This is a genomic window from Allobosea sp. LjRoot90, assembly GCF_964254315.1.
In the GTDB taxonomy this organism is placed as follows: domain Bacteria; phylum Pseudomonadota; class Alphaproteobacteria; order Rhizobiales; family Beijerinckiaceae; genus Allobosea.
In genome coordinates, this window is record NZ_CAXUTF020000002.1 from 53,504 (window position 1) to 79,857 (window position 26,354).

General features: G+C 66.3%; 23 protein-coding genes. 11 read left to right on the top strand and 12 right to left on the bottom strand.

The annotated features are described in order from the left end of the window. A complete protein-coding gene (locus ACSQ3M_RS07005) occupies positions 1-1,449 on the bottom strand; it encodes a DUF1800 domain-containing protein (RefSeq protein ID WP_436149360.1) in 1,449 nt (482 codons plus the stop codon). A gap of 145 nt (positions 1,450-1,594) precedes the next feature. Next, positions 1,595-2,386, bottom strand: a complete 792-nt coding sequence (locus ACSQ3M_RS07010) for a DUF4394 domain-containing protein (RefSeq protein WP_436149361.1) — start codon at positions 2,384-2,386, stop codon at positions 1,595-1,597. 202 nt (positions 2,387-2,588) lie between these two features. On the opposite strand from ACSQ3M_RS07010, the gene ACSQ3M_RS07015 reads away from it, so the two are divergent. Both ACSQ3M_RS07015 and ACSQ3M_RS07020 read left to right on the top strand, forming a co-directional pair. Further along, entirely contained in the window at positions 2,589-3,152 is a 564-nt protein-coding gene (locus tag ACSQ3M_RS07015; protein ID WP_436149362.1) for a sigma-70 family RNA polymerase sigma factor, read from the top strand. Continuing rightward, positions 3,149-3,901, top strand: a complete 753-nt coding sequence (locus ACSQ3M_RS07020) for an anti-sigma factor (protein ID WP_436149363.1) — start codon at positions 3,149-3,151, stop codon at positions 3,899-3,901. The genes ACSQ3M_RS07015 and ACSQ3M_RS07020 overlap by 4 nt, the downstream gene beginning before the upstream one ends. 42 nt (positions 3,902-3,943) lie before the next feature. Here ACSQ3M_RS07020 and ACSQ3M_RS07025 read toward each other — a convergent pair whose 3' ends face one another. Beyond that, positions 3,944-5,128 (bottom strand): MalY/PatB family protein, encoded by a 1,185-nt coding sequence (locus tag ACSQ3M_RS07025; RefSeq protein WP_436149364.1) that lies wholly within the window; start codon positions 5,126-5,128, stop codon positions 3,944-3,946. A 170-nt stretch (positions 5,129-5,298) separates the two neighbouring features. Here ACSQ3M_RS07025 and ACSQ3M_RS07030 point away from each other — a divergent pair, with 170 nt between their 5' ends. Next, positions 5,299-5,781 carry a hypothetical protein gene (locus ACSQ3M_RS07030; RefSeq protein WP_436149365.1) on the top strand — a complete coding sequence of 161 codons (483 nt, stop codon included), beginning with the start codon at positions 5,299-5,301 and terminating at the stop codon, positions 5,779-5,781. A 93-nt stretch (positions 5,782-5,874) separates the two neighbouring features. Beyond that, positions 5,875-7,065, top strand: a complete 1,191-nt coding sequence (locus tag ACSQ3M_RS07035; protein WP_436149366.1) for an acyl-CoA dehydrogenase family protein — start codon at positions 5,875-5,877, stop codon at positions 7,063-7,065. 35 nt (positions 7,066-7,100) lie between these two features. Here the strand turns inward: ACSQ3M_RS07035 and ACSQ3M_RS07040 are convergent, their stop codons facing one another. The 3 genes from ACSQ3M_RS07040 to ACSQ3M_RS07050 all read right to left on the bottom strand — a co-directional run bounded on the left by ACSQ3M_RS07040 (position 7,101) and on the right by ACSQ3M_RS07050 (position 10,662). Then, on the bottom strand, positions 7,101-8,192 hold the full coding sequence (locus ACSQ3M_RS07040) for an ATP-dependent DNA helicase (RefSeq protein WP_436149367.1): 1,092 nt from the start codon (positions 8,190-8,192) through the stop codon (positions 7,101-7,103). A gap of 67 nt (positions 8,193-8,259) precedes the next feature. After that, positions 8,260-9,921, bottom strand: a complete 1,662-nt coding sequence (locus tag ACSQ3M_RS07045) for a methyl-accepting chemotaxis protein (RefSeq protein ID WP_436149368.1) — start codon at positions 9,919-9,921, stop codon at positions 8,260-8,262. A 156-nt stretch (positions 9,922-10,077) separates the two neighbouring features. Further along, the gene (locus ACSQ3M_RS07050) at positions 10,078-10,662 is read right to left on the bottom strand and encodes a GNAT family N-acetyltransferase (protein WP_436149369.1); all 585 of its coding nucleotides are present in this window, start codon (positions 10,660-10,662) and stop codon (positions 10,078-10,080) included. 92 nt (positions 10,663-10,754) lie between these two features. Between ACSQ3M_RS07050 and ACSQ3M_RS07055 the strand changes: the two genes are divergently transcribed. After that, entirely contained in the window at positions 10,755-11,372 is a 618-nt protein-coding gene (locus tag ACSQ3M_RS07055; RefSeq protein WP_436149370.1) for a LysE family translocator, read from the top strand. Between the two features lie 17 nt (positions 11,373-11,389). Here the strand turns inward: ACSQ3M_RS07055 and ACSQ3M_RS07060 are convergent, their stop codons facing one another. Together ACSQ3M_RS07060 and ACSQ3M_RS07065 are read right to left on the bottom strand one after the other, a co-directional pair. Continuing rightward, positions 11,390-12,085, bottom strand: coding sequence for an SDR family oxidoreductase (locus ACSQ3M_RS07060; RefSeq protein ID WP_436149371.1), 696 nt, complete (start codon positions 12,083-12,085; stop codon positions 11,390-11,392). Between the two features lie 35 nt (positions 12,086-12,120). Then, positions 12,121-15,720 (bottom strand): hydantoinase B/oxoprolinase family protein, encoded by a 3,600-nt coding sequence (locus ACSQ3M_RS07065; RefSeq protein WP_436149372.1) that lies wholly within the window; start codon positions 15,718-15,720, stop codon positions 12,121-12,123. Between the two features lie 231 nt (positions 15,721-15,951). Between ACSQ3M_RS07065 and ACSQ3M_RS07070 the strand changes: the two genes are divergently transcribed. The 4 genes from ACSQ3M_RS07070 (at position 15,952) to ACSQ3M_RS07085 (ending at position 19,561) form a co-directional block, all read left to right on the top strand. Further along, the gene (locus ACSQ3M_RS07070) at positions 15,952-16,500 is read left to right on the top strand and encodes a TRAP transporter small permease (RefSeq protein ID WP_436149373.1); all 549 of its coding nucleotides are present in this window, start codon (positions 15,952-15,954) and stop codon (positions 16,498-16,500) included. 4 nt (positions 16,501-16,504) lie between these two features. Continuing rightward, positions 16,505-17,812: a TRAP transporter large permease gene (locus ACSQ3M_RS07075; RefSeq protein WP_436149374.1), complete on the top strand. Its 1,308-nt coding sequence runs from the start codon at positions 16,505-16,507 to the stop codon at positions 17,810-17,812. A gap of 32 nt (positions 17,813-17,844) precedes the next feature. Beyond that, on the top strand, positions 17,845-18,840 hold the full coding sequence (locus tag ACSQ3M_RS07080; RefSeq protein WP_436149375.1) for a TRAP transporter substrate-binding protein: 996 nt from the start codon (positions 17,845-17,847) through the stop codon (positions 18,838-18,840). A 202-nt stretch (positions 18,841-19,042) separates the two neighbouring features. Further along, positions 19,043-19,561 carry a winged helix DNA-binding protein gene (locus ACSQ3M_RS07085; protein ID WP_436149376.1) on the top strand — a complete coding sequence of 173 codons (519 nt, stop codon included), beginning with the start codon at positions 19,043-19,045 and terminating at the stop codon, positions 19,559-19,561. A 14-nt stretch (positions 19,562-19,575) separates the two neighbouring features. Here the strand turns inward: ACSQ3M_RS07085 and ACSQ3M_RS07090 are convergent, their stop codons facing one another. Continuing rightward, the gene (locus ACSQ3M_RS07090; protein WP_436149377.1) at positions 19,576-21,249 is read right to left on the bottom strand and encodes an acyl-CoA dehydrogenase family protein; all 1,674 of its coding nucleotides are present in this window, start codon (positions 21,247-21,249) and stop codon (positions 19,576-19,578) included. 232 nt (positions 21,250-21,481) lie between these two features. Here ACSQ3M_RS07090 and ACSQ3M_RS07095 point away from each other — a divergent pair, with 232 nt between their 5' ends. Further along, positions 21,482-22,750, top strand: coding sequence for a cell wall hydrolase (locus ACSQ3M_RS07095; RefSeq protein ID WP_436149378.1), 1,269 nt, complete (start codon positions 21,482-21,484; stop codon positions 22,748-22,750). Between the two features lie 157 nt (positions 22,751-22,907). Beyond that, positions 22,908-23,102 carry a hypothetical protein gene (locus ACSQ3M_RS07100; RefSeq protein WP_436149379.1) on the top strand — a complete coding sequence of 65 codons (195 nt, stop codon included), beginning with the start codon at positions 22,908-22,910 and terminating at the stop codon, positions 23,100-23,102. Positions 23,103-23,347: 245 nt separating this feature from the next. On the opposite strand, the gene ACSQ3M_RS07105 is transcribed toward ACSQ3M_RS07100, so the two are convergent. Genes ACSQ3M_RS07105 through ACSQ3M_RS07115 form a run of 3 tightly spaced genes read right to left on the bottom strand, consistent with a single transcriptional unit; the run spans position 23,348 to position 26,349 of the window. Next, a complete protein-coding gene (locus ACSQ3M_RS07105) occupies positions 23,348-24,571 on the bottom strand; it encodes an MFS transporter (RefSeq protein WP_436149380.1) in 1,224 nt (407 codons plus the stop codon). Then, positions 24,568-25,977 carry an FAD-dependent oxidoreductase gene (locus ACSQ3M_RS07110; protein WP_436149381.1) on the bottom strand — a complete coding sequence of 470 codons (1,410 nt, stop codon included), beginning with the start codon at positions 25,975-25,977 and terminating at the stop codon, positions 24,568-24,570. Before ACSQ3M_RS07110 ends, ACSQ3M_RS07105 begins: the two co-directional genes overlap by 4 nt. Before the next feature lie 57 nt (positions 25,978-26,034). Continuing rightward, on the bottom strand, positions 26,035-26,349 hold the full coding sequence (locus tag ACSQ3M_RS07115) for an ArsR/SmtB family transcription factor (protein WP_436149382.1): 315 nt from the start codon (positions 26,347-26,349) through the stop codon (positions 26,035-26,037). Positions 26,350-26,354: the final 5 nt, after the last annotated feature.

A 26,354-nucleotide genomic window follows, 5' to 3' on the forward strand; every position in this document is an offset into this window, starting at 1 on the left:
TCACCTCCGCTGGAATTCGGGCGACATCAAGAGCAGCGCGATCGCCTGCTGCTTGCTTTCGGCGCGCGCCACCGCCTGCCTGGTCTGGGCCGAGGCGAGCGGGCCGAGCACCTCCTCGACCAGCGTGCGCGGATCGGCGATCGAGCCCGCCGCCTGCCGGCCGAGCTGGGCGGCGACGTCGATGCGGGTCTTGATCCCTTCCGGCGTCGCCCAGGCCGCGTTCGTATCCGGATAGCCGTCGGGCCCTGAGGGCTGCCAGAGCGGCTGGCCCATCACCCCGAGCGGCCCCGCGATCTGGCCGAAATCCGGTTTGCGGCCGAGCGCCCGGAACGCCGCGACGAGGAATTCCTGCGGCGTGCGCAGCTTGGTCGCCGGCGCGGTCCAGGCGAGTTCCGACGTGACCAGTGCCCGCGAGAGCGCGGCGAGGTCGCCGCCCGTCTCGCGGAAGACACGGGCGAGATCGGCGACCAGCACCTGCGGCGGATCGTCGGCGACGAAATGCCGGGCGAGCTTGCGGGCGATGAAGGTTGCGGTGCTCGGATGGCGGGCGAGGTCGGCGAGCGCCGCCATGCCCTTTTCCTTGCCGTCCTGCCGGTAGACCTTGCCGAGCAATCTCTGGCCGCCAGGATCATGCAGACCGGGATTGAAGGCGAAGGATCCGGGGAAGCCGAGGCGGGCATCGCGCCCCACCACCGTCCAGCCGGTGATGATCCGCGCCAGGCTGGTGACATCCGCCTGCGTATAGCCGCCGGAAACGCCGAGCGTGTGCAGCTCCATGATCTCGCGGGCGAGATTCTCGTTGAGGCCGCGGCCACGGCGCTTGCCGGCGCGCGAATCCGGGCCGATCGAGAGCTGGTTGTCGAGGAAGTTGAGCATCGCCGGATGGCTCTCGACGGCGATCAGCAAATCCTCGAAGCGGCCGAAGATGTTGGGGCGGATCGCCTCGCGCTCGAAGGCGCCGGCCATGGCGCGCACGAAATTGCCCTTGGCGACCGAGACGCAGAAATGGTTCGACCAGAACTGGACGAGCCGCTCGGCGAAGCCCGTCTCGGCCTCGAGCGCGAGCTGAACCCGCGCGACCGCCTCCTCGCGATAGATCGTCTGCGGAAACTGAGGAACCGGCTGCGCCGGCGCCGTCATCTGGCCTTGCGGCTGGCCAGGGGCCGGTGGCGCGGCAGCGACCTGCACGCCCTGCCCCATGCCCGGCAGTGCGGCGACGCGGCGCGATTCACGCGCCGCGCGCTCCTCATCCTCGAAGGCATAGAGCGCCCGGCCGATCGGGGCGGCGCCGGAAAAGCTGACGTTCGGCTGCGGCGCGCCTTCACCGCGGATATCCGTGAGCAGACGTTCGCGCGCATCCGCGACGCCAGCGGCCTGCCCGGGCTTCAGGCCTAGCCCGAAGCGCTGCAGCGCCAGCACCTTCTGACTTGGCTCGGAGCGATCCGCCATGCTCTTGCCTCCGCCGTCTGCGTCGCCGCAAGGTCCACTGCAACTATGGCGAAAGCCCGGCCGCCTCGCCAACTGTTCCTCAGACGGAAAGGCCGCCGTCCCTGATGGAACGACGGCCTCCCGCAGGTCGGAAGATGCGTTCGGCTCACATCGCCGGCAATGCCGCGACGTCACGTACCGGCGCGTTGAGCCCGTTGATCTTGCCGATCATCGCGGCCTTGCCAGTGGCGATGTCGAGCTTGTAGAGGCCGCCATCGGCGACGAGCCAGCCGGTGTTCGTGCCGTCAGCGGCCGTCTCGATGTCAAAGGCGATCGCCTTCGCGGTGATGCCGAGCTTGCCGATGGCTCCGAGCACGCCGTCATTCGGCGGCGCCTGCTTCAGCAGTCCACCGATCTTGCCGTCGATGTCGTAGAGCGCCGTCTCCTTGGTGCCCTTGACCGAGTTGCTGTAGGCGCCGGCGATGACCATCGGCGTCTCGCCCTTGTGCATATCGGTCTCGGCAAACTTCAGCTTGCCGTCGACGGTGGTCTTGCCGTCGTCGACGTTGACGCGGAGATTGGTGCCGTCCGCGCCGATGACGCGCAGCCGGTCGGCAGCCGGGTTGAAGTCGACCGTCGCCATCGTGCCGGCGGCAAGCACCGTGTCCATCTTCGACTTCATCGTCGCCTTGCCGGCCTGGTCGATTGTGTAGATCGTGCCGTCGACGCCAAGCGCGTAGAGCATGCCATCGGCGGGGCGGACGTCGATGCCGGCGATCTTGCCGTTGATGCCGGTGACCTTCATCGACTTGCCGGCCTTCTGGGTCGCGGTGTCGACCATGGTGAGCGTGTCGTCGCCGGTCAGCGCGGCGAGCATGCCGGCCTGGGCTGCGGTCGCAGCAGCGAAGGTCGCAGCGAGAATGGGGGATGCGAGAAGCAGGTTGCGAGCCTTGGTCATTGGATGTCCTCCGGTTCGTGTCGCGATCTCAAAAAGGGTCGGCCTGCGCCTGCTTTGGCGCGGCACCCATGGCGGATAGCGATGGGCTCCCGGACCGGATGCGGGCGAAAAAATAAAAGCCTCGGACGCATCCAAGGCCGCAGCTATCGCGTAACAATGGGCTCGCCGCATCGGTGAGGACGGCCGGATACCGGGGAGAGGAATGGCGACGGACGCAACGCAGCCGCGGCAGGCCGGCGAGATCGAAACCGCGCTGCTCGCCTGCGCCACCGGCGATAAATCAGCGCTCAAGCGCATCTACGAGGCGGAGTCGCCGCGTATGCTCGGTGTGGCGCAACGTCTGCTGAAGCGCCGAGCCCTGGCGGAGGAAGCGGTGCAGGACGCGTTCGTGCTGGTCTGGAGACATGCCGCCCGCTTCGATCCGGAACGCGGAGCCGGCCTGACCTGGATCTACGCGATCCTGCGCAACCGCTCGCTCTCGATCCTGCGCGACGAGAAGCGCACCGAGACCAGCGACACCCCGATCGCCGAGGAGACGGCGAGCGAGGAGGATGATCCGGAGACCGTGATGTCGAAGCTCTCCGACGCCACCGCGCTGCGTGCCTGCCTCGAAATGCTGCCGCCGCAGCGGCGTGGCCTCGTGCTGCTCGCCTTCGTCCAGGGGCTGACGCATGGCGAGATCGCCGGGCGCCTCAAGCTGCCGCTCGGGACCGTCAAGTCGTGGATCCGCCGCTCGCTGCTCTCGCTGAAGGAGTGCCTCGGATGAGCCCCGTCGTCGACGCAGCCTCGCCAGAATACAATGCGCTCGCGGGCGAATACGTCCTTGGCCTGCTCGAAGGCCAGGAACGCGACGCCGCTGAGCATCGCCTGGAGCAGGACACCGCTTTCGCCACCGCGGTCGAACGCTGGCGCCGCCATTTCGCAGCGCTCGACGCCACAGCGACCTCGATCAAGCCCCCCGCTGATCTCTGGTCCCGGATCGAGGCCGGAATAGCCGGCCTCATCCAGCCGGCCGCCTCCGCGGCGGCAGCGACGCTACGCCCGGTCACGGCCAGCCCCGGCCGCCTTACGGAGTGGTGGAACAGCCTGTTTGTCTGGCGCGGTGCGGCCTTTGCCGGCGCGCTGGCGACCGTGCTGCTGGCGGTCGGCCTCATCAGTGCGCTCGACCGCGCCAGCCGCCAGCCGCTCATGGTGGCGGTGCTGCTGACCGACAGCAACGCCGCCGCCGCCGTGGTGCATACCTTCGCCGATGGGCGCGTCGAGATGCTGCCTCTGCAGAGCATCGACGTGCCGGCCGGCAAGGCGCTGGAGATCTGGACGCTGTGGGATCGCGCCGTCGGGCCGCGCTCGGTCGGCCTGATCGATCGCGCGCGTTCGACACCGCTGCGGCTCGACAATCTGCCGCTCGGCAAGGACCAGCTCTTCGAGATCACGCTGGAACCTGCGACCGGCTCGCCGACCGGCCGACCGACCGGTCCGATCATCGCCAAGGGCACGACCTCGCAGAGGTTGTGAGGCAGAAGGCACGGCTGGCAAGTTCGACCTCGCCAGCGCCGCCTATTGCATATCGGCGAACGCCTTCTTCAGGCGCTCGGCGGCCTCGATCACGACGGAGCGCTGGGTCGCAAGATTGAAGCGCAGGAAGCTGTCGCCGCCGGCGCCGAAGCTCGTCCCGTGGTTCACCGCGATCTTCGCCTGCTTCTCGACGCGGGCGATGAACTCCTTGGCATCCATCCCGGTGCCGGCGAAATCGACCCAGGCGAGGTAGGTCGATTCCAGCGGCATCGAGCGGATGCCGGGAATGCTGCCGACGGCGTCGTCGAAGAGCCGGCGGTTGCCGTCGAGATAGGCGACCAAGGAGTCGACCCAGGCTGCGCCCTGCGGGCTGTAGGCAGCCGTCGACATCTCCATGCCGAAGGAGTTCGGCGAGATGCCGAGTGCATTCATCCGGGCGCGGAACGGAGCGCGCAGCGCCTCATCGGGAATGATGACGTTGCCGACATGGGCGCCGGCGATGTTGAAGGTCTTGGTCGTCGCGGTCATCATCACCAGGCGATCCAGGATCTCCGGCGCGGCATTGGCCATGACCGTGTGCTTGTATCCCGGCATGACCAGGTCGTGGTGGATCTCGTCGGAGACCAGGATCAGGTCGTGGCGGACGCAGAAATCGGCGATCTGCCTGAGCTCATCACGGCTCCAGACCCGGCCGCCCGGATTGTGCGGCGAGCACAGGATCAGCATCCGCTCCTTGCCGGTCATCTGCGCATCCCAGGCGGGGATGTCGAGGACGTAGCGGCCGTCCTGCTGCGCGAGCTTGCATTCGACGACCTCGCGGCCGGCCGCCTTAATGACACGGGCGAAGGCGTGGTAGACCGGCGTCATCAGGACGACGCCGTCGCCCGGCTTGGTATAGGCGTCGACGCAGAGCGCCGTGCCGTTCACCAGCCCGTGCGTGGTGAAGATCGCCTGTGGCTCGACCACCCAGCCATGGCGCTCCTTCATCCACCAGCGGATGGCGTCGCTATTCGTCCGCTCATCGCCGAAATAGCCATAGACGCCGTGAGCGGCCATTGCCTCGATCGCGGCCTGGACGCAAGCCGGCGGGCGAAAGTCCATATCGGCGACCCACATGGCGATGCCGTCGGAAACCGGGACGCCATAGATGGCCTCCATCTTGTCCCATTTGGCGCAGTTGCTGCCGCGGCGGTCGATCCACAGGTCGAAGTTCTGGGCGATGTTCATGATGGCTCTCGATGCGTCGCCGGGCGGCCCGACACCATCGCATACCAAGAAAATTCTTCTCCGCCAGCATCGCTCTGCGCAATTCCAATCTACCGTGGCGGTCTGGCTCGACCTTGTCTCGTCAGCGTCAAGCATGGCGGAGCCGCCCTCAAGGCTGCTATAGGCCCGCCATGAACCTGCCAGCGCCCCTGATCGAAACCCTCGGTTCCGTCGCTGCAATCATGGGGCCGACACGTGATCCCTGGTGGATCATCGCCAGTGCCGCGGCGGCCCTCCACGGTGCCAGCCCGATCACCGTCGCCGATGTCGACGTCCTGCTGAGCGTCGAGGATATCAGCCGCATCCTGCCGGCTCTCGGCATCGAGCCCTATCAAGGGCCACCCAACTCGCTATTCAGGTCAGAGATCCTGGCAAAGTGGTCAGCGCCGCCCGTGCCCGTGGATCTCATGGCCGGTTTCGAGCACCGCGTCGGCGATATCTGGCATCCGGTCCAGCCGATGACGCGCCAGGCAATCACAGTCGGCGCAGCAACGGTCTATGTCCCCGAGCGGGACGAGCTCAGGCGCATGATCGAAGGCTTCGGCCGGCCCAAGGACCTCGAGCGTGCGTGCCTGCTTGCAGCATTGCACCGGCCTGCGTCTTGTGGACCGTGAGCGCGTAGTCGAAGGTGGACAGATCGGATTACGGCGCGCGGCCCAAAGTTTCACGCCCAGCACGTTCGGAACATGCTCGTAAGCGAGGCTTGCTTGGACCTATCGCACCTGGATTTGCCCTTTTTCGAAGCGCCACACCGAGATCTCGCACAGGGTTTCACGGACTGGGCCGTTCGCGACCTCCACCGATTTCAAGCGGACGAAGGCGGCGATGGGACAGCCGCCCGGGAAATTTTCGAGATGCTGGGCGCCAGTCGATGGCTCGCCCCCACGGCGCCGTCTGATGTGCAGACACCCGGCTTCAGGCGCTTCGATCTGCGCAGCATCTGCCTGTTGCGCGAAATCTCGGCGTACTGCTCGGGCATCGCCGATGTTTCGATCTCCGAGCCGTGGCTGGGCATGTTGCCGATCATGCTCGCCGGGAGCCGATCACAGCTGGAGCGCTATCTTGACGACTATCTGGCGGGGCGATTGCTGCCCGCATTCGCGCTGTCGGAGCCGGAGGCCGGCTCGGATGCACGCGCGATCACGACGAGCGCTCGGCGCGGCGGCGACCAATTCATCCTCAATGGTCGAAAGACCTGGACGTCCAACGCCGGCCTGGCCGATCTCTACGTCGTGTTCGCGAGAACGGAGCGAGCGGGCGGGATTTCGGCATTCCTGGTCGATGGGAAAAATCCCGGATTGCGCCTGGAAGAGCGCGTCGAGGTCATGTCTCCGCATACTGTCGGGACCTGGACTCTCGATGAATGTCGCGTGCCGGCGGATGCAATGCTCGGGGAGGAAGGGCAAGGCTTCGACATCGCCATGCACGCTCTCGAAGTGTTTCGCCCAACAGTTGGCGCGGCGACACTGGGCTTCGCGAAACGCGCGATGCATGAGGCGACCGGCCGCAGCTTGTCTCGGACCGCCTTCAAGAAGCCCATCGCAGACCATCAGATGATCCAGGGCAAGCTCGCCGATATGGCGGTCGCCGTCGATGCCTCTGCGTTGCTGGTCTACAAGGCTGCCTGGCAATACGATCTCGGCCACCCGCTCGCGAGATCAGCCTCCATCGCAAAGCTTTTCTCGACCGAGGCCTGTTTTCAGATCGTCGATCAGGCGGTGCAGATCTTTGGCGGTCTCGGCGTCGCTCGTGGCACGGTCGAGCGGCTGTTCCGTCATACGCGCGCTTTTCGGATCTTTGACGGGACCAGCGAGATTCAAAGGCTGATCATAGCCAAGGATGTGCTCAAGAATTACGGCTCGGAGCGTGAATTCTCAGGGCTGGGACATTCGCCGTAGCGGCCACGCAACGCGGCCTGCCTTCCCGACCGAGCCTACATCACCACGGTGATCGTCTCGGCCGCGCGCGTCAGGCCGGTATAGAGCCAGCGCGCCCGGTGCTCGCGGAAGGCGAAGGCCTCGTCGAACATGACGACGTTGTCCCATTGCGAGCCCTGCGCCTTGTGGACGGTGAGCGCGTATCCAAAGGTGAACTCGTCGGTGTGGCGGCGCAGCTCCCAGGGCACTTCATCCTCGGTGCCATCGAAGAAGTTCGGCATGACCGAGACCTTCACCGGCTTACCCCCGGTGTCGTCCTCCGGCGTCACCCGCATGGTGATGAGACCCTTCTTCGAGGTCTTGAGCTCCTGCACGATCCAGGCGCCGCCATTGAGCAGGCCCTTGCTCTTGTCGTTGCGCAGGCAGACCAGCTTCTCGCCGACCGCCGGCACGTTGGCGACATGGCCCATGAGCTGGCGCATGCGGGCATTGTAGAGCCGGCGCGTCTTGTTCATGCCGACCAGGACCTGGTCGGCCGACAGCACGATCTCCGGCGTGATCTGGTCACGCCGGATGATCCGGCTCGCGCCGTAGTCGCCGATCTCGAGCCGCCCGCCCTCGCGCACGATCATCGACATGCGCACGATCGGATTGTCGGCCGCCTGGCGATGGACCTCGGTCAGCATCACGTCGGGCTCGGCCTCGGTGAAGAAGCCACCGCCCTTGACCGGAGGCAGCTGGGCGGGATCGCCGAGCACCAGCACCGGCGTGCCGAAGGAAAGCAGATCGCGGCCGAGCTCCTCATCGACCATCGAGCATTCGTCGATGATGATCAGCTTGGCCTTGGCGGCAGTGCTCTCGCGGTTGAGCACGAAGGTCGGGCTCTCCTCGTCGACGCCGCGCGAGCGGTAGATCAGCGAATGGATGGTCTGCGCGCCCTCGCAGCCCTTGTTGCGCAGGACGAGCGCGGCCTTGCCAGTGAAGGCGGCGAAGACGACCGTGCCGTCGACGCCTTCGGCGAGATGGCGGGCGAGCGTGGTCTTGCCCGTACCGGCATAGCCGAACAGGCGAAAGAGCTGCGGCGAGCCGGCCTTGAGCCAATCGGCCACGGCGGCGAGCGCCGCGTCCTGCTGCGGTGACCAGCTCATGAGGGGATGCACATGCTTTTTGGCATGGCGCACATGGCCGCGAGTCGGCCGGCCAAGGCAAGTCGGTTCAGGCGGCGCGCAGGCGCCGGGCGAACTCGTCGGCCTCCGCCTGCAAAGCCGAGATCCGCTCGTCGAGCTGCCGGGCGCCACTCGCGCCCTGCTCGGCATGGGCGGTGGTCTGGACACCGGCTCCCGCGATCGTCGTGACCGCGGCGGCGGCCTGCCCGGTGACCACCGAGATCCGCGCGATGGTCTCGCCGAGCCCCTGCAGCAGGCCGGTATGCGAAGCGACCATGGTCGAGATCTCGGTGCTCGCCTGCTCGACCGCGCCGGCGCGGCTAGCGATGCCGATGATCGCCTGAGCGGCTTGCGACAATGCCGCGTCCACGGTCGCGATACGGGCCGAGATCTGCGCCGTCGCGTCCGCGGTCTGCGTCGCCAACGCCTTCACCTCGCTGGCGACGACGGCAAAGCCGCGGCCCTGTGCGCCGGCCCGCGCCGCCTCGATCGTGGCGTTGAGCGCGAGCAGGTTGGTCTGCCGGGCGATCGCCTCGATCAGCTGGACGACGTCGCGGATCTTGCCGGCGTTCTCGGTCAGCCGGCCAACCAGACCGACCGTGCCGGCCGCGTCGCGGGTCGCCAGGCTCGCGGTCTCCGAGACGCGCCTGACCTCGCGATTGATCTGCTCGACCACCTCTTCCAGCCGCACCGCGGCATCGGCGATGCGCTGCGCCTCCTCGCCTGCCCCGGCGACCGCCTGGGCCGCAGCACTGCCGCTATGCGAGATCTGCGCTGAGCGGGCGGCGGATGCGGCAAGCGCCCCGCGCAGCCCCTCGCTCAGCCGGCCGATATCGGCGAGCAGGCGGCCGATCCGCGCCTCGAACTCCTGGGCGATCCTGTGCAACTCCTCGGTGCGCCGCTGCTGATGCAGCTGCGACAGGTCGGCTTCGGCATCGCGGGTGACGAGGGTAGCGCGGACCTCGCTCAGCGTCCGCACCGTGCGGGCGAGCTCGCCGATCTCATCGCGGCGCTTGCGATGCGGTACGTCGACGACCCGATCCGACGATGTCGCCAGCTTGATCGTATCCATCAACTCCCGCAGGGGCCGGGTCAGATGCGCCCGCAACATCAAGATCGCCAGCAGCCCACCGGCGAGTGGCAGGCCGGCGGCAATCATGATGACGCGCAACCTCACTTGCGAGGCGAGGTCCTGTGCGCGGGCCGCAGCGATCCCGGCCTGCCGGTCGAGCTCGTCGCGCATCAGCGAGGTCACCAGCATGATCTGGCGGACATTCTCCTTGGCGGCTTCGGCCGAGGCCTCGATCAATGCCGCCTTCGGCGAGACCCTGCGGCCGATATCGACGATGTCGCGCTGGAAATCGATGAAGGTCCGGATGCGCGCATCCAAGGTGGCATTGGCCTGCAATATGTTTGCCGGCAACGAAGACGCTAAGTTGGCGCGTGCCGCATCGACGAGCTCTACTGCGGCATCGAGCTGATCGAGCGCCTGCTCGACGGCTCGCGGCTCGGTCGCGTCGTCGAAACGGCTGAGCAGCGACGCCTGCGCGACGCGGCTGGAAAGCAATGCAGCCTTGTTGGCGAGCTGCTGCCCGCCAAAGGCTTCGCGGTCGATCTCATGGACGGAATCAAGCCCGCGCACGGCACTGGCAAGACCGAGCGCCGCCGCGATGCCGAAGATCGCGAAAAGCACCGTGATCTTCGCCGTCAACCCGAACCGCCGCATCACATCCACCGCCAAAGCCGAGCGGCCGACTTCTCGCAGCTGCGAAGCAAACAGATGCTTAACGGAGCCAGCTAACCAACTCAAATATTTGAAACTTTTAGCTTGACAGCCTTTTATGCATCAGCCTTCGGCATCCTGCCGTCAGAGCATGAATCTCATCAGCGGCCGGCCGGGCTTCTGCCGCGCAACTTCGACGAAACCGGCACGCTGAAACACGCTCTCTGGGCCGACATAGAGCCCATCGGCGCTGCGCTTGCCCTCATTGTCCATCGGCGCCCCCTCGACCAGGTGCGCGCCGCTAGCCCGCGCGAAAACCACCCCGCCCGACAGCAGCGCGGCCGTGACGCCCTTGCCGCGAAAGCCCTTGCGGACGAAGAAGCACGATGCCGCCCAGTTGCGCTCGTCCTCTGAAGACGCGTCGGGCAGAGGCGTCGAAGCACGGCGCGGGTTGTTCCACTCGGGCACATGCACCCGGGGCCCGATCTGCAGCCAGCCGACGGCAACGTCACCGGCGAAAGCGAGCACGCCGGGTGGCGGGCCTGTCCTCACCCGTTCCTCGAAGAGCTGCCGCGCGCCATCGCCGAGCAGCGGCTTGCGCAGCTTTGGCGGCATGCGGAAATGGTTGCACCAGCAGCCATAGCAGGGCCCTTGCGGCCCGAAGAGATCCTCCAGCGCCGGCCAGTGCGCCGGCGTCAGCGGGGCGACCTGAAACTCGATGCTCGCCACGCGCCCCCCCCTCTCTCGACAGGCCTTCGCAAACAGGAGAGGAATGGAGAGCCGCCTTAAAGGCGGCCGCCAAGCCGTCCGGAGGCTCCCCCATGTCATTCGAGCTGTTCGCCGCCTATCTCGTCGCCTGCTTCGTCATCGTGATCGTGCCCGGCCCGACGGTGACGCTGATCATCGCCAACAGCCTGAAGCATGGTAGCCGCGCCGGCCTTCTCAACATGGCAGGAACCCAGGCCGGGCTGGTGATCATGATTGCCATCGTCGGCATCGGCCTGAGCTCGGTCATCGCCGCGATGGGCCACTGGTTCGACTGGGTCAGGCTCGCCGGTGCCGCCTATCTGATCTGGCTCGGCTGGAAGATGTACCGCAGCGCCGGCGAGATCACGGATGGCGCCGCCGAGGCGCGCCCGCCACGCGGGGGCTTCTTCCTGCAAGGGCTGCTGGTCGCGCTCAGCAACCCGAAGACGCTGGTCTTCTTCGGCGCCTTCTTCCCGCAGTTCCTCGATCCGGCGCGCGACTACGCCACCCAGATCGCGATCATGGGTGCGACCGCCATGCTCTTCGCCGCAGTCAGCGACAGCGCCTATGCGATCCTCTCCGGCCGGGCCGGCCGCTTCCTATCGCAGAGGCGCGTCCGGCTGATGTCGAAGTTCAGCGGCGGCTTCCTGATCGGCGGCGGGATCTGGCTGGCCTCGACCCGCGGGAACTGATCTTCAGCGCGAGGCGATCACCACGGAATCGCCTCGCCCTTCCAGTTACGGAAGCTGTTGGTCTGAGCCATGCCCGAGGCGTCGATCGTCGCGATCAGCCCGGCGGCGCTCTCGGTCGGCGGGATATCAGCGCCGCCGCCACCCATATCGGTGCGGACCCAGCCGGGATGGAAGAGCAGCACTGCGACCTCACTGTCGCGCACCGCATTGCCGAAGGTGACCATCACCATGTTCACTGCCGCCTTCGAGGAGCGATAGGCGACGGCGCCCGACGGATTGCGCCCAAGCGAGCCCATCTGGCTGGAGATCGTCACGATCTTGCGGCCCGAGCCCGCCTCGACATTGGGCAGGAAGGCCTGCGCTACACGTAGCGGGGCGTAAACATTGACCTCGAAGACCTCACGCCAGGCCTTGAAGTCCATGTCGAGCGCCGATTGCCGGTCGCGCGGGCCGTAGACGCCGGCATTGTTGACGAGCACGTCGATCGGCCGGCCATCGAGCGCCTGCTTTGCCGCGGCGATGCTACGATCCGAGGTGACGTCGAGCTCAAGCGGGGTCAGCGTCCCGGCCTGCCCGCCTGCGACCTCCGCCAGTGCCCCGCCCCAGGGATCGCGCGCTGCGGCGACGACATGGTCGCCTCGCCGCAGCAATTCCATCGTCAGCGCCAGGCCGATGCCGCGATTGGCACCGGTGATCATCCAGGTCTGGGGCATGGTCTGGTCTCCGTCTCGAAGACCAGACCTAAGCCTCAACCCTTGCGCTTTCCATAGCCGCCGGCGGTCGGCGTGATCACGGTCACCGCCTCGCCGGCCTGGAGCAGCGTCTGATCGCTGGGCTTGAGCTCCTCGACCGCGCCCGAAAGCCGCCTGACCAGCGTCTTGCCAAGCTCGCCAGGCTCGCCGCCCTTCATGCCGAAGGGCCTGACCTTGCGATGCGAGGCGAGGATGGCGCAGTCCATCGTCTTGAGGAAACGGATGGTGCGGCTGGTGCCGTCGCCAGCATTCCATTCGCCCTTGCCACCCGAACCGGCGCGGATGTGGAAATCCTCCAGCACGACCGGGAAGCGCGTCTCCAGGATCTCCGGATCGGTTAGGCGCGAATTGGTCATGTGGACATGCACGCCCGAGGTTCCGTTGAAGCCCGGACCGGCCGGCGAGCCCGAGCAGATCGTCTCGTAATACTGATACTGGTCGTTGCCGAAGGTCAGGTTGTTCATCGTGCCCTGCGAGGACGACATCGCCTCGAGCGCGCCGAACAGCGTGTTGGTCACGGCCTGGCTGACCTCGACATTGCCGGCGACGACGGCGGCCGGATAACGCGGCGCCAGCATCGAACCCTCCGGCACGATCACCTTGATCGGCCGCAGGCAGCCGGCGTTCATCGGGATCGCGTCGTCGACCATGACGCGGAAGACGTAGAGCACGGCGGCGCGGGTGACGGGCGCCGGCGCATTGAAATTGTCCTCGCGCTGCGGCGAGGTGCCGGTGAAGTCGACGGTGGCCTCACGCTTGTCGCGATCGATGGTGATCTTCACCTTGATCGCGCAGCCCTGGTCCATCGGATAGGTGAATTCGGCGTCGTGCAGCTTCGTCAGCAGGCGCGCGACGCTTTCGGCGGCATTGTCCTGGACGTGGCCCATATAGGCCTGGACGACGTCGAGGCCGAAGGAGCGGATCATCTTCTTCAGCTCGGCCACGCCCTTCTCGTTGGCGGCGATCTGGGCCTTCAGGTCGTTGACGTTCTGGACGACGTTGCGCACCGGATAGCGCGCGCCGGTCAGGAGCTTGACCAGATCCTCCTCGCAGAAGCGACCCTGATCGACGATCTTGAAATTATCGATATAGACCCCTTCCTCCTCGATATTCGTCGCGAGCGGCGACATCGAGCCCGGCGCGGTGCCGCCGACATCGGCATGGTGGCCGCGGCTCGCCACCCAGAACAGGATGTCCCTGTCCTCATTGTCGAAGACCGGCGTGCAGACCGTGATGTCAGGCAGATGCGTGCCGCCATTATAGGGGGCGTTCAGGCAGTAGACGTCGCCCGGCTTGATCACCGGGTTGTTCTTGATGACAGTCTCGACCGACTTGTCCATCGAGCCGAGATGGACCGGCATATGCGGGGCGTTGGCGACAAGCGAGGCATCCGACGCGAAGACTGCGCAGGAGAAGTCGAGCCGCTCCTTGATGTTCACCGAATAGGCGGTGTTCTGCAGTGTCACGCCCATCTGCTCGGCGATCGACATGAACAGGTTGTTGAAGATCTCGAGCATGACCGGGTCGGCTTTGGTGCCGATCGCGGCGTTCTGGACCAGCGCCTTGCTGCGGGTCAGGACGAGATGGTCCTTGGCGGTGAGCTTGGCGGTCCAGCCATCCTCGACCACGACGGTCTGGTTCGGCTCGATCACGATCGCCGGGCCGGCAATGCCCTGCCCCCGGGCCATCGCCTCGCGCCGGACGATCGCCGCCTCGTGCCATTGCCCCTTCGAGAAGAAGCGGGTGCGCTCAGCGATTCCGGGCTCGCCGGCACTCTCGGCGGCCGCAGCCTCCTCGAAGCGAGCGCCGCCACCAACGGCCTCGACCTCGACGGCCTCGACCACCAGCGCCTTGGTCTCGTCCATGAAGCCGAAGCGGGCCTTGTGGGCTGCCTGGAAGGCGTCCTGCATCTCGGCACGGCTGCCGAAGGCGACGGCAATCGCCGTATCAGTGCCGGCATAGCGAACATGGGCGCGGACATGGATGGCGATATCGCCATCGGGCACGCCCTGGCCGGCGACCTCGCTCCGGGTCTCAGCGCCCAGCCGTTCGCCGACAGCGGCAATCGCAGCCTTGGCCTCGGCGTCGAGCGGCACGTCGAGCGCCGCGGTGCGGGTGGCGCGGATCTCGGCGAGGCCCATGCCATAGGCCGAGAGCAGACCTGAGAAGGGGTGCAGCAGCACGGTCTTGATGCCGAGCGCGTCGGCGACGAGGCAGGCATGCTGGCCGCCGGCGCCGCCGAAGGAGTTCAGCGCATAACGGGTGATGTCATAGCCACGCTGCACTGAGATTTTCTTGATCGCCTCGGCCATGTTCGCGACGGCGATCTGGACGAAGCCGTCGGCGACCTCCTCGGGCGAGCGACCATCGCCAACCTCGGCCGCGACCGTCGCGAACTTCCCGCGCACTGCCGCGACATCGAGCGTCTGGTCCTGGCCGGGCCCGAAGATCGCCGGGAAATAGGACGGGATCAGCTTGCCGACCATGACATTGGCGTCGGTCACGGCGAGCGGCCCGCCGCGGCGATAGGCGGCCGGGCCGGGATTGGCGCCAGCGGAATCGGGGCCGACGCGGAAGCGCGAGCCGTCATAATGCAAAATGGACCCGCCACCCGCAGCAACGGTGTGGATCAGCATCATCGGGGCGCGCATGCGCACGCCGGCGACCTCGGTCTCGAAGGCGCGCTCATATTCGCCGTCGAAATGGGCGACGTCGGTCGAGGTGCCGCCCATGTCGAAGCCTATGACCTTGTCGAAGCCGGCCGAACGGCCGGTCTCGGCCAAGCCGACGACGCCGCCTGCGGGGCCGGACAGGATCGCATCCTTGCCCTGGAACAGTTCGGCAGCGGTGAGACCGCCCGAGGACATCATGAACATCAGCCGGGCGCCGGTGCGGGCGATGTCGAGCTCTTCCGAGACCTGTGCGACATAGCGGGCGAGGATCGGCGAGAGATAGGCGTCGACCACGGCGGTGTCGCCGCGCCCGACCAGCTTGATCAGCGGCGAGACCTCATGGCTGACCGAGACCTGCGGGAAGCCGATATCCCTAGCCACCTTGGCAGCGAGCTGCTCATGCGCCGGATAGCGATAGCCATGCATGAAGGCGATCGCGATGGCGCGGAATCCGGCATCGTATTGCGCCTGCAATGCAGAGCGGATCGCGGCCTCGTCAGCGGCCTTCTCGACCGAGCCATCGGCGAGCACGCGCTCCTCGACCTCGACCACGGCGTCATAGAGCTGCTCAGGCTTGATGATCTCCTTGGCGAAGATGTCGGGCCGGGCCTGGTAGCCGATGCGCAGTGCGTCGCGGAAGCCCTTGGTGGTGACGAGCAGCGTGCGATCGCCCTTGCGCTCGAGCAGGGCATTGGTCGCGACCGTCGTGCCCATGCGGACTTCGCCGACCGTACCAGCCGGGATCGGCTCGCCGGCCTTGAGGCCGAGATGATCGCGGATGCCCTGGACGGCGGCGTCGCGATAGGCGCCGGGATTCTCGGAGAGCAGCTTGCGGGCATGCAATTTGCCTGCAGGATCGCGGCCGATCACGTCAGTGAAGGTGCCGCCACGGTCGATCCAGAAGTCCCAACGGCCGCTCGTCATCTGATCCCCCGCTTATTGGCCATAACGGCTCTTTGACGTTTCATCGATAAATCGTCGATGAAACGTTGACAAGCTCATTTCGCCGATTAGGATCGGCTTTGCGATCGGGACATGGCTGAGGGGCCGGGCCGATCTAGGGGAGGCTTTCATGACGGGACCGGTCCTGGCAACCGCTGCTTTGCGCATGGCGCAATCGGCTGGCGTGGCGGCACGCCGTCCGGAGGCGCGCGCATGATCCGCCGCTTCCTCGACGCGCTCTACCTCTTCTCCGGCTATGCTGCCGGCCTCTTCCTGATCGCGATCCTCGTCCTGATGATGGGGCTGTCGATCGGCCGCGAGGTCGGCTTCAACATCCCCGCCGGCGACGATTTCGCCTCCTGGTGCATGGCGGCGATGGCCTTCCTCGGCCTCGCCCACACTTTCAAATCCGGCGAGATGATCCGGGTCGGCCTGCTGATCGACCGTTTCCAGGGCCGCACGCGCTGGCTCTTCGAGTGCTTTTCGCTGATCCTCGGCCTCGGCTTCGCCGGCTTCTTCGCCTGGCACGCCGTGGTGATGACCTGGCAGTCCTACGAGTTCAACGACGTCGCCGGCGGTGTCGTCGCCATGCCGATGTGGATCCCGCAGCTCGGCTATTCCGGCGGCCTCGTCATCCTGTTCGTCGCCATGTTCGACGAGTTCGTTCATGTCGTACTGCGCGGGCAGACGCCGCGCTACGAGAAGCCGCCGCCGCAATCCGACGACGAGATCGTCGAGCGCGCCATGGCGAGCGGGGTCTGACACGATGGCGATGATCGAAATCTCCGCACTGCTGCTCGTCCTGCTCGTCGTCCTGCTCGCCGGCGGCGTCTGGATCGCGATCTCTCTGATGGCCTGCGGCTGGGTCGCGATGCAGTTCGTCGCTGGTGGCATCCCGGCCGGCGCGGTGCTCGCGACCACCATCTGGGGCAACAGCGCCTCCTGGACGCTCGCCGCGCTGCCGCTCTTCATCTGGATGGGCGAGATCCTGTACCGCACAAGGCTGTCCGAGGAGATGTTCCGCGGCCTCGCACCCTGGCTGAACTGGCTGCCGGGCCGGCTGATGCACGTCAACGTGCTGGCTTGCGGCATCTTCGGCTCGGTCTCCGGCTCCTCGGCCGCGACCTGCGCCACCGTCGCCAAGATCGCCCTGCCGGAGCTGAAGCGTCGCGGCTATGACGAGAAGCTCGCGCTCGGCTCGCTCGCCGGTGCCGGCACGCTCGGCATCCTGATCCCACCTTCGATCACCATGGTGGTCTATGCGGTGGCGGCGAATGTCTCGATCATCCAGATCTTCCTTGCCGGTTTCCTGCCCGGCCTGCTCGTGATGGCGCTCTATTCCGGCTACATCGTCGTCTGGCATCTCATGAACCCCGACAAGGCGCCGCCGGCCGAGCCGAAGATGGCGCTGCGCGAGAAGCTCAGGGAATCGGCCAATCTCATCCCCTGCATGCTGCTGATCGCGCTGGTCTTCCTGTCGCTGCTGCTCGGCTGGGCGACGGCGACGGAATGCGCCGCCTGGGGCGTGCTCGGCTCCTTCGGCATCGCCTGGTGGTCTGGCTCGCTGACCAAGGAAGCCTTCTGGCTGAGCGTAATGGGCACGACGCGGATCACCTGCATGATCATGCTGATCCTCGCCGGCGCCTCCTTCATGTCGACCTCGATGGCCTATACCGGCATCCCGGCCGCGCTCGCCGCCTGGGTCGACTCGCTGCACCTCTCGCCCTACGCGCTGATCGCGGCGCTCACGGTGATGTACATCGTGCTCGGCGCCGCGCTCGACGGCATCTCGATGATCGTGCTGACCACCGCGATCGTGCTGCCGATGATCAAGGCCGCCGGCTTCGACCTGGTCTGGTTCGGCATCTTCCTGGTGCTGATCGTCGAGATGGCGGAGGTCTCGCCGCCGGTCGGCTTCAACCTGTTCGTGCTGCAGACGATGTCGGGCAAGGATTCGAACACGGTCGCGCTCGCCGCGCTGCCGTTCTTCTTCCTGCTCGTCGCTGCGGTCGCGATCATCACGGTCTTCCCGCAGATCGTGATGGTCTTGCCCCAGCTCGCCTTTCCGCAATGATACATAATCGCCAAGAGGGAACGGAGAACACCATGAAGCGCAGCGATTTCATCAAGGGCATGCTCGTCGCCGGCGTCGCCGCCGCGAGCCTTTCACTCGCCGCCCCGGCGGCATTCGCCCAAGCGAAGTGGAACCTGCCGGCGGCCTACCCGTCGGACAATCCGCACAGCGAGAACCTCGCCACCTTCGCCAAGGACGTCGAGACGGCAACCGGCGGCAAGCTCTCGATCACCGTCCACGCCAACGCGGCGCTGTTCAAGGCGCCGGAGATCAAGCGCGCCGTCCAGACCGGCCAGGCCCAGATGGGCGAGGTGCTGATGTCGCTGCACGAGAACGAGGACCCGATCTTCGGCATCGACGTCGTGCCGTTCCTGGCGACCTCCTTCGTCGAGTCGAAGAAGCTCTATGCGGCCTCGAAGGCGGCGGTCGAGAAGAAGCTCGACAGCCAGGGCATCAAGCTCCTGTTCATGGTTCCCTGGGCGCCGCAGGGCGTCTACGCCAAGAAGGAGATCAATACGATCGAGGACATGAAGGGCCTGAAATGGCGGGCCTACAATGTCGGCACGACCCGCCTCGGCGAAATCCTCGGCATGCAGTCGGTGACGATCCAGGCGGCGGAACTGCCGCAGGCGCTGGCGACCGGCGTGGTCAACTCCTTCATGTCGTCGGGCGGCACCGGCTATGACTCGAAGGCCTGGGAGACGCTGACGCATTTCTACGACGTCCAGGCCTGGATCCCGAAGAACGCCACCTTCGTCAACAAGGCCGCCTTCGCCGCGCTCGACAAGCCGGCGCAGGACGCGATCCTCAAGGCCTCGGCCGATGCCGAAGCCCGCGGCTGGAAGACCTGGGAAGAGAAGACCAACTGGTATCTCGACCAGCTCAAGGCCAAGGGCATGAAGGTCAACGCCCCCTCGCCCGCCCTCAAGGACGGCTTCAAGAAGGCCGGCGAGACCCTGACCGCCGACTGGCTGAAGAAGGCCGGCGCCGACGGCCAGGCCATCGTCGACGCCTACAAGAAGATGTGAGGCATTACGGCCAAGACGGACGAACCGCCTCTTCCCCTTCTCCCGGATGGGAGAAGGTGGCGCGGAGCGCCGGATGAGGGCCTGCCGTTTCCGTAAATGGCGCCGCGGCAACGCTGTCATCCAAACTTGAGAGGGCAGTCCTTCACCCCTACCCCTCTCCCATTCGGGAGAGGGGATCCCGCGCTCTATCCGGCACCGCATGATGCAATCTTCCGACGACCTCGGCCCGATCGTCTCCTCCGGCCATCTCGCTTCGGGCGCGATGCCGGCGCTGTCGGAGTTCGAGTTCGCGCTGACGATGACCGTCAACGCCTTCCACCGCTGGATGCTGCGCGCCATGACGGCAGCCGGCGTGCCGGAGCTGACGCCGATGGACGTGCTCGTCCTGCACAACGTCAACCACCGCGGCAAGCCCAAGCGCCTCGCCGACATCTGCCTCGTCCTCAATATCGAGGACACGCATCTGGTGAACTATTCGCTGAAGAAGCTCGAGCGCCTGAAGCTCCTGAAAAGCGGGCGCAAGGGCAAGGAAAAGACGGTCGCCGTAACCCCGGCCGGCGAAGAAGCCTGCAAGCGCTACGCCCAGATCCGCGAGCAATTGCTGGTCAAATCGGTGCTCGCGACCGGCATCGACCCTGTCCGCTTGTCCGAGATCGCCGCGGCGATGCGCTCGCTCTCCGGCCAGTACGACCAGGCGGCGCGGGCGGCGGCGAGCCTTTGAGCTAGACGCCCGCCTCACCCCTCGACCAGCCGGCGCGCGATCACCTGGGCCTGGATCTCGGCGGCGCCCTCGAAGATGTTGAGGATGCGGGCGTCGCAGAGCACGCGGCTGACCGGGTACTCCAACGCAAAGCCGTTGCCGCCATGGATCTGCAGCGCGTTGTCGGCCGCAGCCCAGGCGACGCGGGCGCCCAAGAGCTTGGCCATGCCGGCCTCGAGATCGCAGCGCCGGCCGGCATCCTTCTCGCGGGCGGCGAAATAGGTGAGCTGGCGAGCGATGACGAGCTCGGCCGCCATCATGGCGAGCTTGTCGGCGACGCGCGGGAAGGCGATCAGCGGCTTGCCGAACTGGATGCGCTCCTGGGCATAGCGCAGGCCGAGATCGAAGGCGCATTGCGCGACACCGAGCGCGCGCGCCGCGGTCTGGATGCGGGCCGCCTCGAAGGTCTGCATCAACTGCTTGAAGCCCTGCCCCTCGACGCCGCCGAGCAGGTTCTCGCCCTTGACCTCGAAACCGTCGAAGGCGAGCTCGTATTCCTTCATGCCGCGATAGCCGAGCACCTCGATCTCGCCGCCGGTCAACCCCGCCACCGGGAACGGCTCGGCGTCGGTGCCACGCGGCTTTTCGGCGATCAGCATCGAGAGGCCGCGATAGCCCGGCGCCTCCGGATCGGTGCGCACCAAGAGCGTCATGATGTCGGCGCGGACCGGATGGGTGATCCAGGTCTTGTTGCCGGAGACCTTCCAGGTGTCGCCATCCTTCACCGCCTTGGTGCGCAGTGAAGCGAGATCCGAGCCGGTATTGGGCTCTGTGAAGACGGCGGTCGGCAGGATCTCGCCCGAGGCGATCTTCGGCAGCCAATAGGCCTTCTGCTCGTCCGTGCCGCCGTTCAGGATCAGTTCGGCGGCGATCTCCGAGCGGGTGCCGAGCGAGCCGACGCCGATATAGCCGCGCGAGAGCTCCTCGGAGACGACGCACATCGAGACCTTCGACAGGCCCATGCCGCCGAACTCCTCGGGGATGGTCAGGCCGAAGACGCCGAGCTCAGCCATCTGCTCGACCACCGGCATCGGGATGTATTCGTTCTGCAAGTGCCATTCATGCGCATGCGGCGTCACCTGCTGCTCGCAGAAGCGACGCATCTCCGAGCGGATCGCTTCCAGCGTCTCGTCGAGGCCGGGATCGCCGACGCTGGCGAGACCCTGGCTCTGGCTGAACAGGGCGACGAAGCGGGCGCGGTTCTCCGGCGTATTGCCTTCGGCGATCAGTGCCTCGGCCGCGTCCGAGCAGGCAGCGGCGACGGCCTTGGCGGAGAGGCCGAGCACCGGTAGGCGGACGATCTCGCCTTGGCTCATCGGGATGCCGCCGAAGATCTGCGCCGCATACTCGCCGGCGCCGATCCTGATGGCGTAGTCCTCGATCGCGCCGTAGCGATCTTCGCTCTGCAGGCGCTCGCCATAGGCCTTGAGTTCGCGCAGCGCCATCACATAGGTCGCGAGCCAGGACAGGCCATGGGCGGCGTGCTGCTCCTGCTCCAGCTTCGCCGAGGAGATGCGGCCCTCGACCAGTACCTTCTGCCTGACCGCGGCGACTGCCTCTTCCAGCAAGGCCTCGAAACCGGGCAAGGCGGCAGCGATCAACGCAACGGCATTGGCTTCGGAATCAGCCTTGAAGGCGGTGGCGGTCATGTCTCTCTCCCTTTGTTGCGGCGCAGCATAAGGGAAATCTCGCCGATCGCGAAAGCCGTCTTTTGGCGGAGAGCAGCCGTGGCAAGTGCCTCCGCGTTAACCCGGCTTCAACCCTGACAAGGGATTATCGAACTGTCGCGAATTTGCATCATCCATATTCGCGGCAGCTCATCTGTTGTCTTTCGGATACGAGGGCCTGGGTCAGTTGCGTCTGCGTCGGCGATCGAAGCGAATGGGCTGGCAGCGCCTGCGCTGGGCGCTGGCGACGGTGGCGCCCTGGGCGCTCTCGGCCGGCATGCTGGTCTCCTTCACCGCCTCGGCCGGACAGAATCCCGACGCCTCCGGCCCGCCGGGCTCGCTGATCGCGCGCACTGCGCCCGGCCCGCTCTCTGATCTCACTGAGGGCCCGTCTCTGCTCGTCGCGAGCAGCGCCTTCCATCTGCCGCAGCGCGCCTATTCCCGCCTGATCCAGCCGGCGCGCCATTCCTTCGAGCAGCCCGAGACCATCTTCGCGATCGATCCGCGCCGGCCGCGCGAGGACATGAAGCGCACCGCCAGCGCCTTCCCGCAAGTCGACCGCAGCAGCAAGGGCGACCCGCTTATCGGCCTTCGCCCGACGCTGACCCGCAACGGCCCGCCCGGCGAGCTCGAAAGCGTCGTCTTCGGCGACACCCAGCCGGGACTGATCTCGGGCGGCTTCTCGCTCGACGCGCTGGAAAGCCCGGATGAGCCGCCACTCGGCTTCGAGCCCTTCCTGCGCGACGAAGGGGTCACCGACCCGGCTTTGTCCGATTCGTCGCCGACAGCGGTGCCCAAGAGCATCGGCTCACCGCGCCATGGCGAACTGAACCCGGAAAACCTCGACGGCGCGACACCAACGGTCTCCGCGACGCTCGGCCAGTCCTCCGGTACGCCGGCGGCCACAGGCATGGCGGCCGCTACCTCGGCCACGCCGATGCAGATGGCGCCGGTCGCCAGCGAGCCGAAATCGCGCAGCCGCGTCGCCAAATCGGAGCGCGGGACAACCACTGATCTGCGCACCGTCGATCCCGCCGAGAAGCAGATCTACACCAGCCTGATCGCGCCCGAGAACATGGCCAAGGAGCAGCGCTGCCTGGCCGAAGCTATCTATTTCGAGGCGCGCTCGGAGGGCGAGCAGGGCCGCGCCGCGGTGGCGCAGGTCGTGCTCAACCGGGTCAAGAGCGGGCTCTATCCGAATACGGTCTGCGGCGCGGTCTACCAGAACGCCAGCCGCCACCTCGCCTGCCAGTTCACCTTCGCCTGCGAGGGCAAGTCGCTGCGCATCACCGAGCCCGGCCCCTGGCGCGACGCCACCCGCATCGCCCGCGAGGTCTATGACGGCACGACCTATCTGGCCGAAGTCGGCGCCTCGACGCACTACCACGCCGACTATGTCCGGCCGTACTGGGCGCGCAAGCTGAAGAAGATGGACACGATCGGCCGGCACGTTTTTTACAAGCTGCGGCCCGGGCAGACGTGAGTGGTGTGAAACGAACAATCACATGGCAATGGCAGGGATTGTGCGGGACTAGCCGGGGTTAACTGGGATTTTGCGGACCTGGCATCTGGTGCCATAAGTCAGACTTCAGACGTTTCCGACGGGTGAAGGGACACGCCCTCATATCAAGGCAACAGTGATGATCGCAGCCTATATCGACGAATTCATCATGTTCTGCGCAGGCCTATGGATGACGGCCGTAGGCCTCGGTTATCTGCCATTGCCCGGAAATGCTGCCAACCAGCCCGCTTGGGTAACGACGGTGGCCGGCCACTTCAAATGGATGGGGCCCTTGCTACTGGCCATCGCCATCGCTCTGGCGATCGCGTCCTAGGCTCAAAGTTTTCGAACGTCACAGGGCGCGCAGAAGCTCTTCGCAAGCCCTCTTTCAGAACCTCACTGCCAGGTTTGCCTTGAAGGCGTGATCCTGTGTGTCTTCTGCGAGCTGGGCGGTGCAGGAGGCGCCCAGCGTCGCGTTGGCACTGAGGGCGATGTCGAGACCGGCCTCGACCAGGGCAGCGTTCCTGGCGATCGGCAGGCCGGCGACGGTGAACGGCGTGCTGCCGGCGCTGCTGCGCTTTAGCGAGGCACGCCGCGTGCGAGCAGAAGCAGTGCCAATGCCGCCGCACCGGAAAGGGTAACAAGGACCGCCGTGCTTGCTGAAAGTCCTGCGCGCTCCATCAGCACGGCAAATCCCAACGGGGCAGCGGCGCGGATGACGAGGCCTGGCGCGGACAGTTTGCCGAGCATGGCGCCATAGCCAGCGGGACCGAAGAGCTGGAGCGGCACCGTGCCGCGGACGATCGAACTCAGTCCCATGCTAACGCCGTAGGCGATTGCGAATAGCCCAGCGATGACGGCCATGCCGCCGCCGAAAACCAGCAGCATGAATCCGAGCGGCATGAGCGCGCCAGAGACCCATGCAGTCGTCACCGGAGGCACATTGGTGCCGAACAGCATCTCGATCAGCCGGCCGGTCACCTGCGATGGGCCGACCATGGCACCCAGGGTGACCGCCAGCGCTGCACTGAAGCCGAAGCCCTGCAGCAACGTCAGCATGTGAACCGACATGGCCGAGACGACGAAGCCTTGCAGCGAGAACGCGATCGCCAGCAGGACAAAAGCGCGTCGGCGAGCCGCCCCGGCGAGATAGCCAGCGCCATCCGGCATCTCGATTGGCTGAGCGGGGTTTGCGGCCAACGTCGCCCGGCCGCGGGGCAACAGAAACGCGTGCAATGGCAGCGCCAGGGCGAGATAGCCGACCGCGTAGATCTGGTAGATCGTGCGCCAGTCAGCCTGCGCCACAAGGGCGGTGGTGAGCGGCCAGAACAATGTCGAGGCGAAGCCGCCGATCAACGTCAGCTTGCTGATTGCTCGCCTGGCTCCCGCGCCATGCGCCTGGGTGAGAGCCGTGAATGCGGCGTCATACAAAACCAGCGTCGATACGACCTCGAGGGCGACCATCGCCGCATAGTAGCTGACCAATCCCTCGGCCTTGGACAAGGCAAAGAGAGATAGGCTCGCCAGCACGCTGCCGATGCTCATCATCCGACGCGTGCCGCATCTGTCGATCAAGCGCCCTGCAAACGGCGCAGCGAGGCCGCCTGCCAGCAGTCCGAGAGCGAAGCCGCCATAGGTCCATTCGGGCGCCCAGCCCATGCTCCTGGTCATGCCAGGCGCGAGTACGGCGAACGCGTAATAGAGCGCGCCGTAACCGGCGACCTGAGTGATGCCCAGAGCGATGATGAGCCCGCTTCCGGCGGCCGGAGCCGGGCTCGTTTCGAAGGTAGCAAGCGTCGTCATTGGGCCTGGGCGGCTTCACTCGTTTTTGCGGAGCTACTGCAGCCGCAACCTGACTTGCCTTGTGCCTTGGCGGAAGCGTCGTCGACGCAGCAGGCGTCTGCGTCTGCGTCTGCGTCGCGCGGGGCCGGGCCGCCGCAGCAACCGCCGGCACTCTCAGGCGCGCTCGTGCATACGCCGGTTTCAGGCAGCACGAGCTGGACATTGTCGGCCGCCGCCATGTCGCCGGCGATTGCCGCGACCACCGAACGGACCTGCTCATAACCTGTCAGCATCAGGAACGTCGGCGCGCGGCCATAGCTCTTGATTCCCACGGTGTAAAAGCCCGGTTCCGGATGAGACAGCTCGCGGTGGCCGTGCGGCGGCACCGAACCGCAGGAGTGCAGGTTGGGGTCGATCATCGGCCCGAGCGCCTTGGCGCTTTCCAGCCACGGGTCAAGCTCGATGCGCAGTTCGCGGGTCAAGGCCAGATCGGGGCGCTGGCCTGTGCAAACCACGATCCGGTCGACGGCCCCGACTGTGCGAGCGCCTTCCGGCGTTTCGCCGTCAAGTGCGAGTTGGCCGTTCGCCTGGCGCACGGCTGTGATCGCGAAGCTCGTGACGAGCTCGATGCGGCCGGTTTCGATGAGCTGCCGCAGCTTCTGGCCCAAGTCGCCGCGTGCTGCGAGTTGATCGTTGGCGCCGCCGCCATACACGCGAGCAAGATTGCTGCTGCGTGTCAGCCAGATCGCCTTGGTGGTGGGCTCCACTGCGGCAAGTTCGGCGAGATCGAGCAGCACATTTGCAGCCGAGTGGCCGGCGCCGACGACCACCGTCGTGCGACCTGCATAGCTATCCCGATCACCGCCGAGCACATCCGGAATGCTGTAGGCGATCCGATCGCGGAACGTCTCCTCGCCTTCCGCGGCCACGCCGCCCGCTCCGAGCGGATTTGGTGACGTCCAGGTTCCCGAGGCGTCGATGACCGCCCGCGCAAGCTCGCGGCGGACGCGCCCGTCGTTGTCGACGATGGTAAGCTGGAAGGGGTGCAAGCCGCGTTCGCGACTGACGACCTTGTCGATACCGCGCCGGCCGATCGCCTTGACGCGCGCTCCGTACTCGATGACCGGCGTCAGCGCAGGGGATTTCGCAAGGGGTGCAAGGTACTCCCGGACAAGCTCGGCGCCAGTGGGATAAACCGCTTCACCTGGTGCCTGCCATCCCGCCTTTTCCAGCAGCGAGCGGGCGGCCGGGTCGACGTTATAGGTCCACGGCGAGAACAGCCGAACATGGCCCCAATCGCTGATATTCGCGCCGGCCGCGGCGCCAGCTTCGTAAACCTTTACGGCAAGGCCGCGCGAGACGAGGTTGGCGGCGGCGGCGAGGCCGACTGGCCCGGCACCGATGACGGCTACGGGAAGTTCCCTCATCACAGGTTATCCTATTCTTCTAGAATGATCGAATTATTGGGCAAATAAAAAATCAGTTCACGCGGCCCGATCGGATGCAGAGCAGGCTTCGTCGGCGCAGCATTCATCCGCAAGAAAGCCCAGCAGGGCAGCCATCGCAGGGTATTGGGCTCGGCAGATCAGGGTCGTGGCCTGACGTTCCTGCGAGACCAACCCGTTCTGCACGAGGCGCTGAAGGTGGTGCGAGAGGGTAGAGGCCGGGATGCCAAGACGCTCCTGCACCTGGTTGACCGGCAACCCGCCATGGCCAGCACGGACGAGCACCCGGTAGAGCTCAAGGCGAGTCGGATTGCCGAGCGCCTCAAGCTGCTTTGCTGCTTCTTCGACTTTCATGGAAG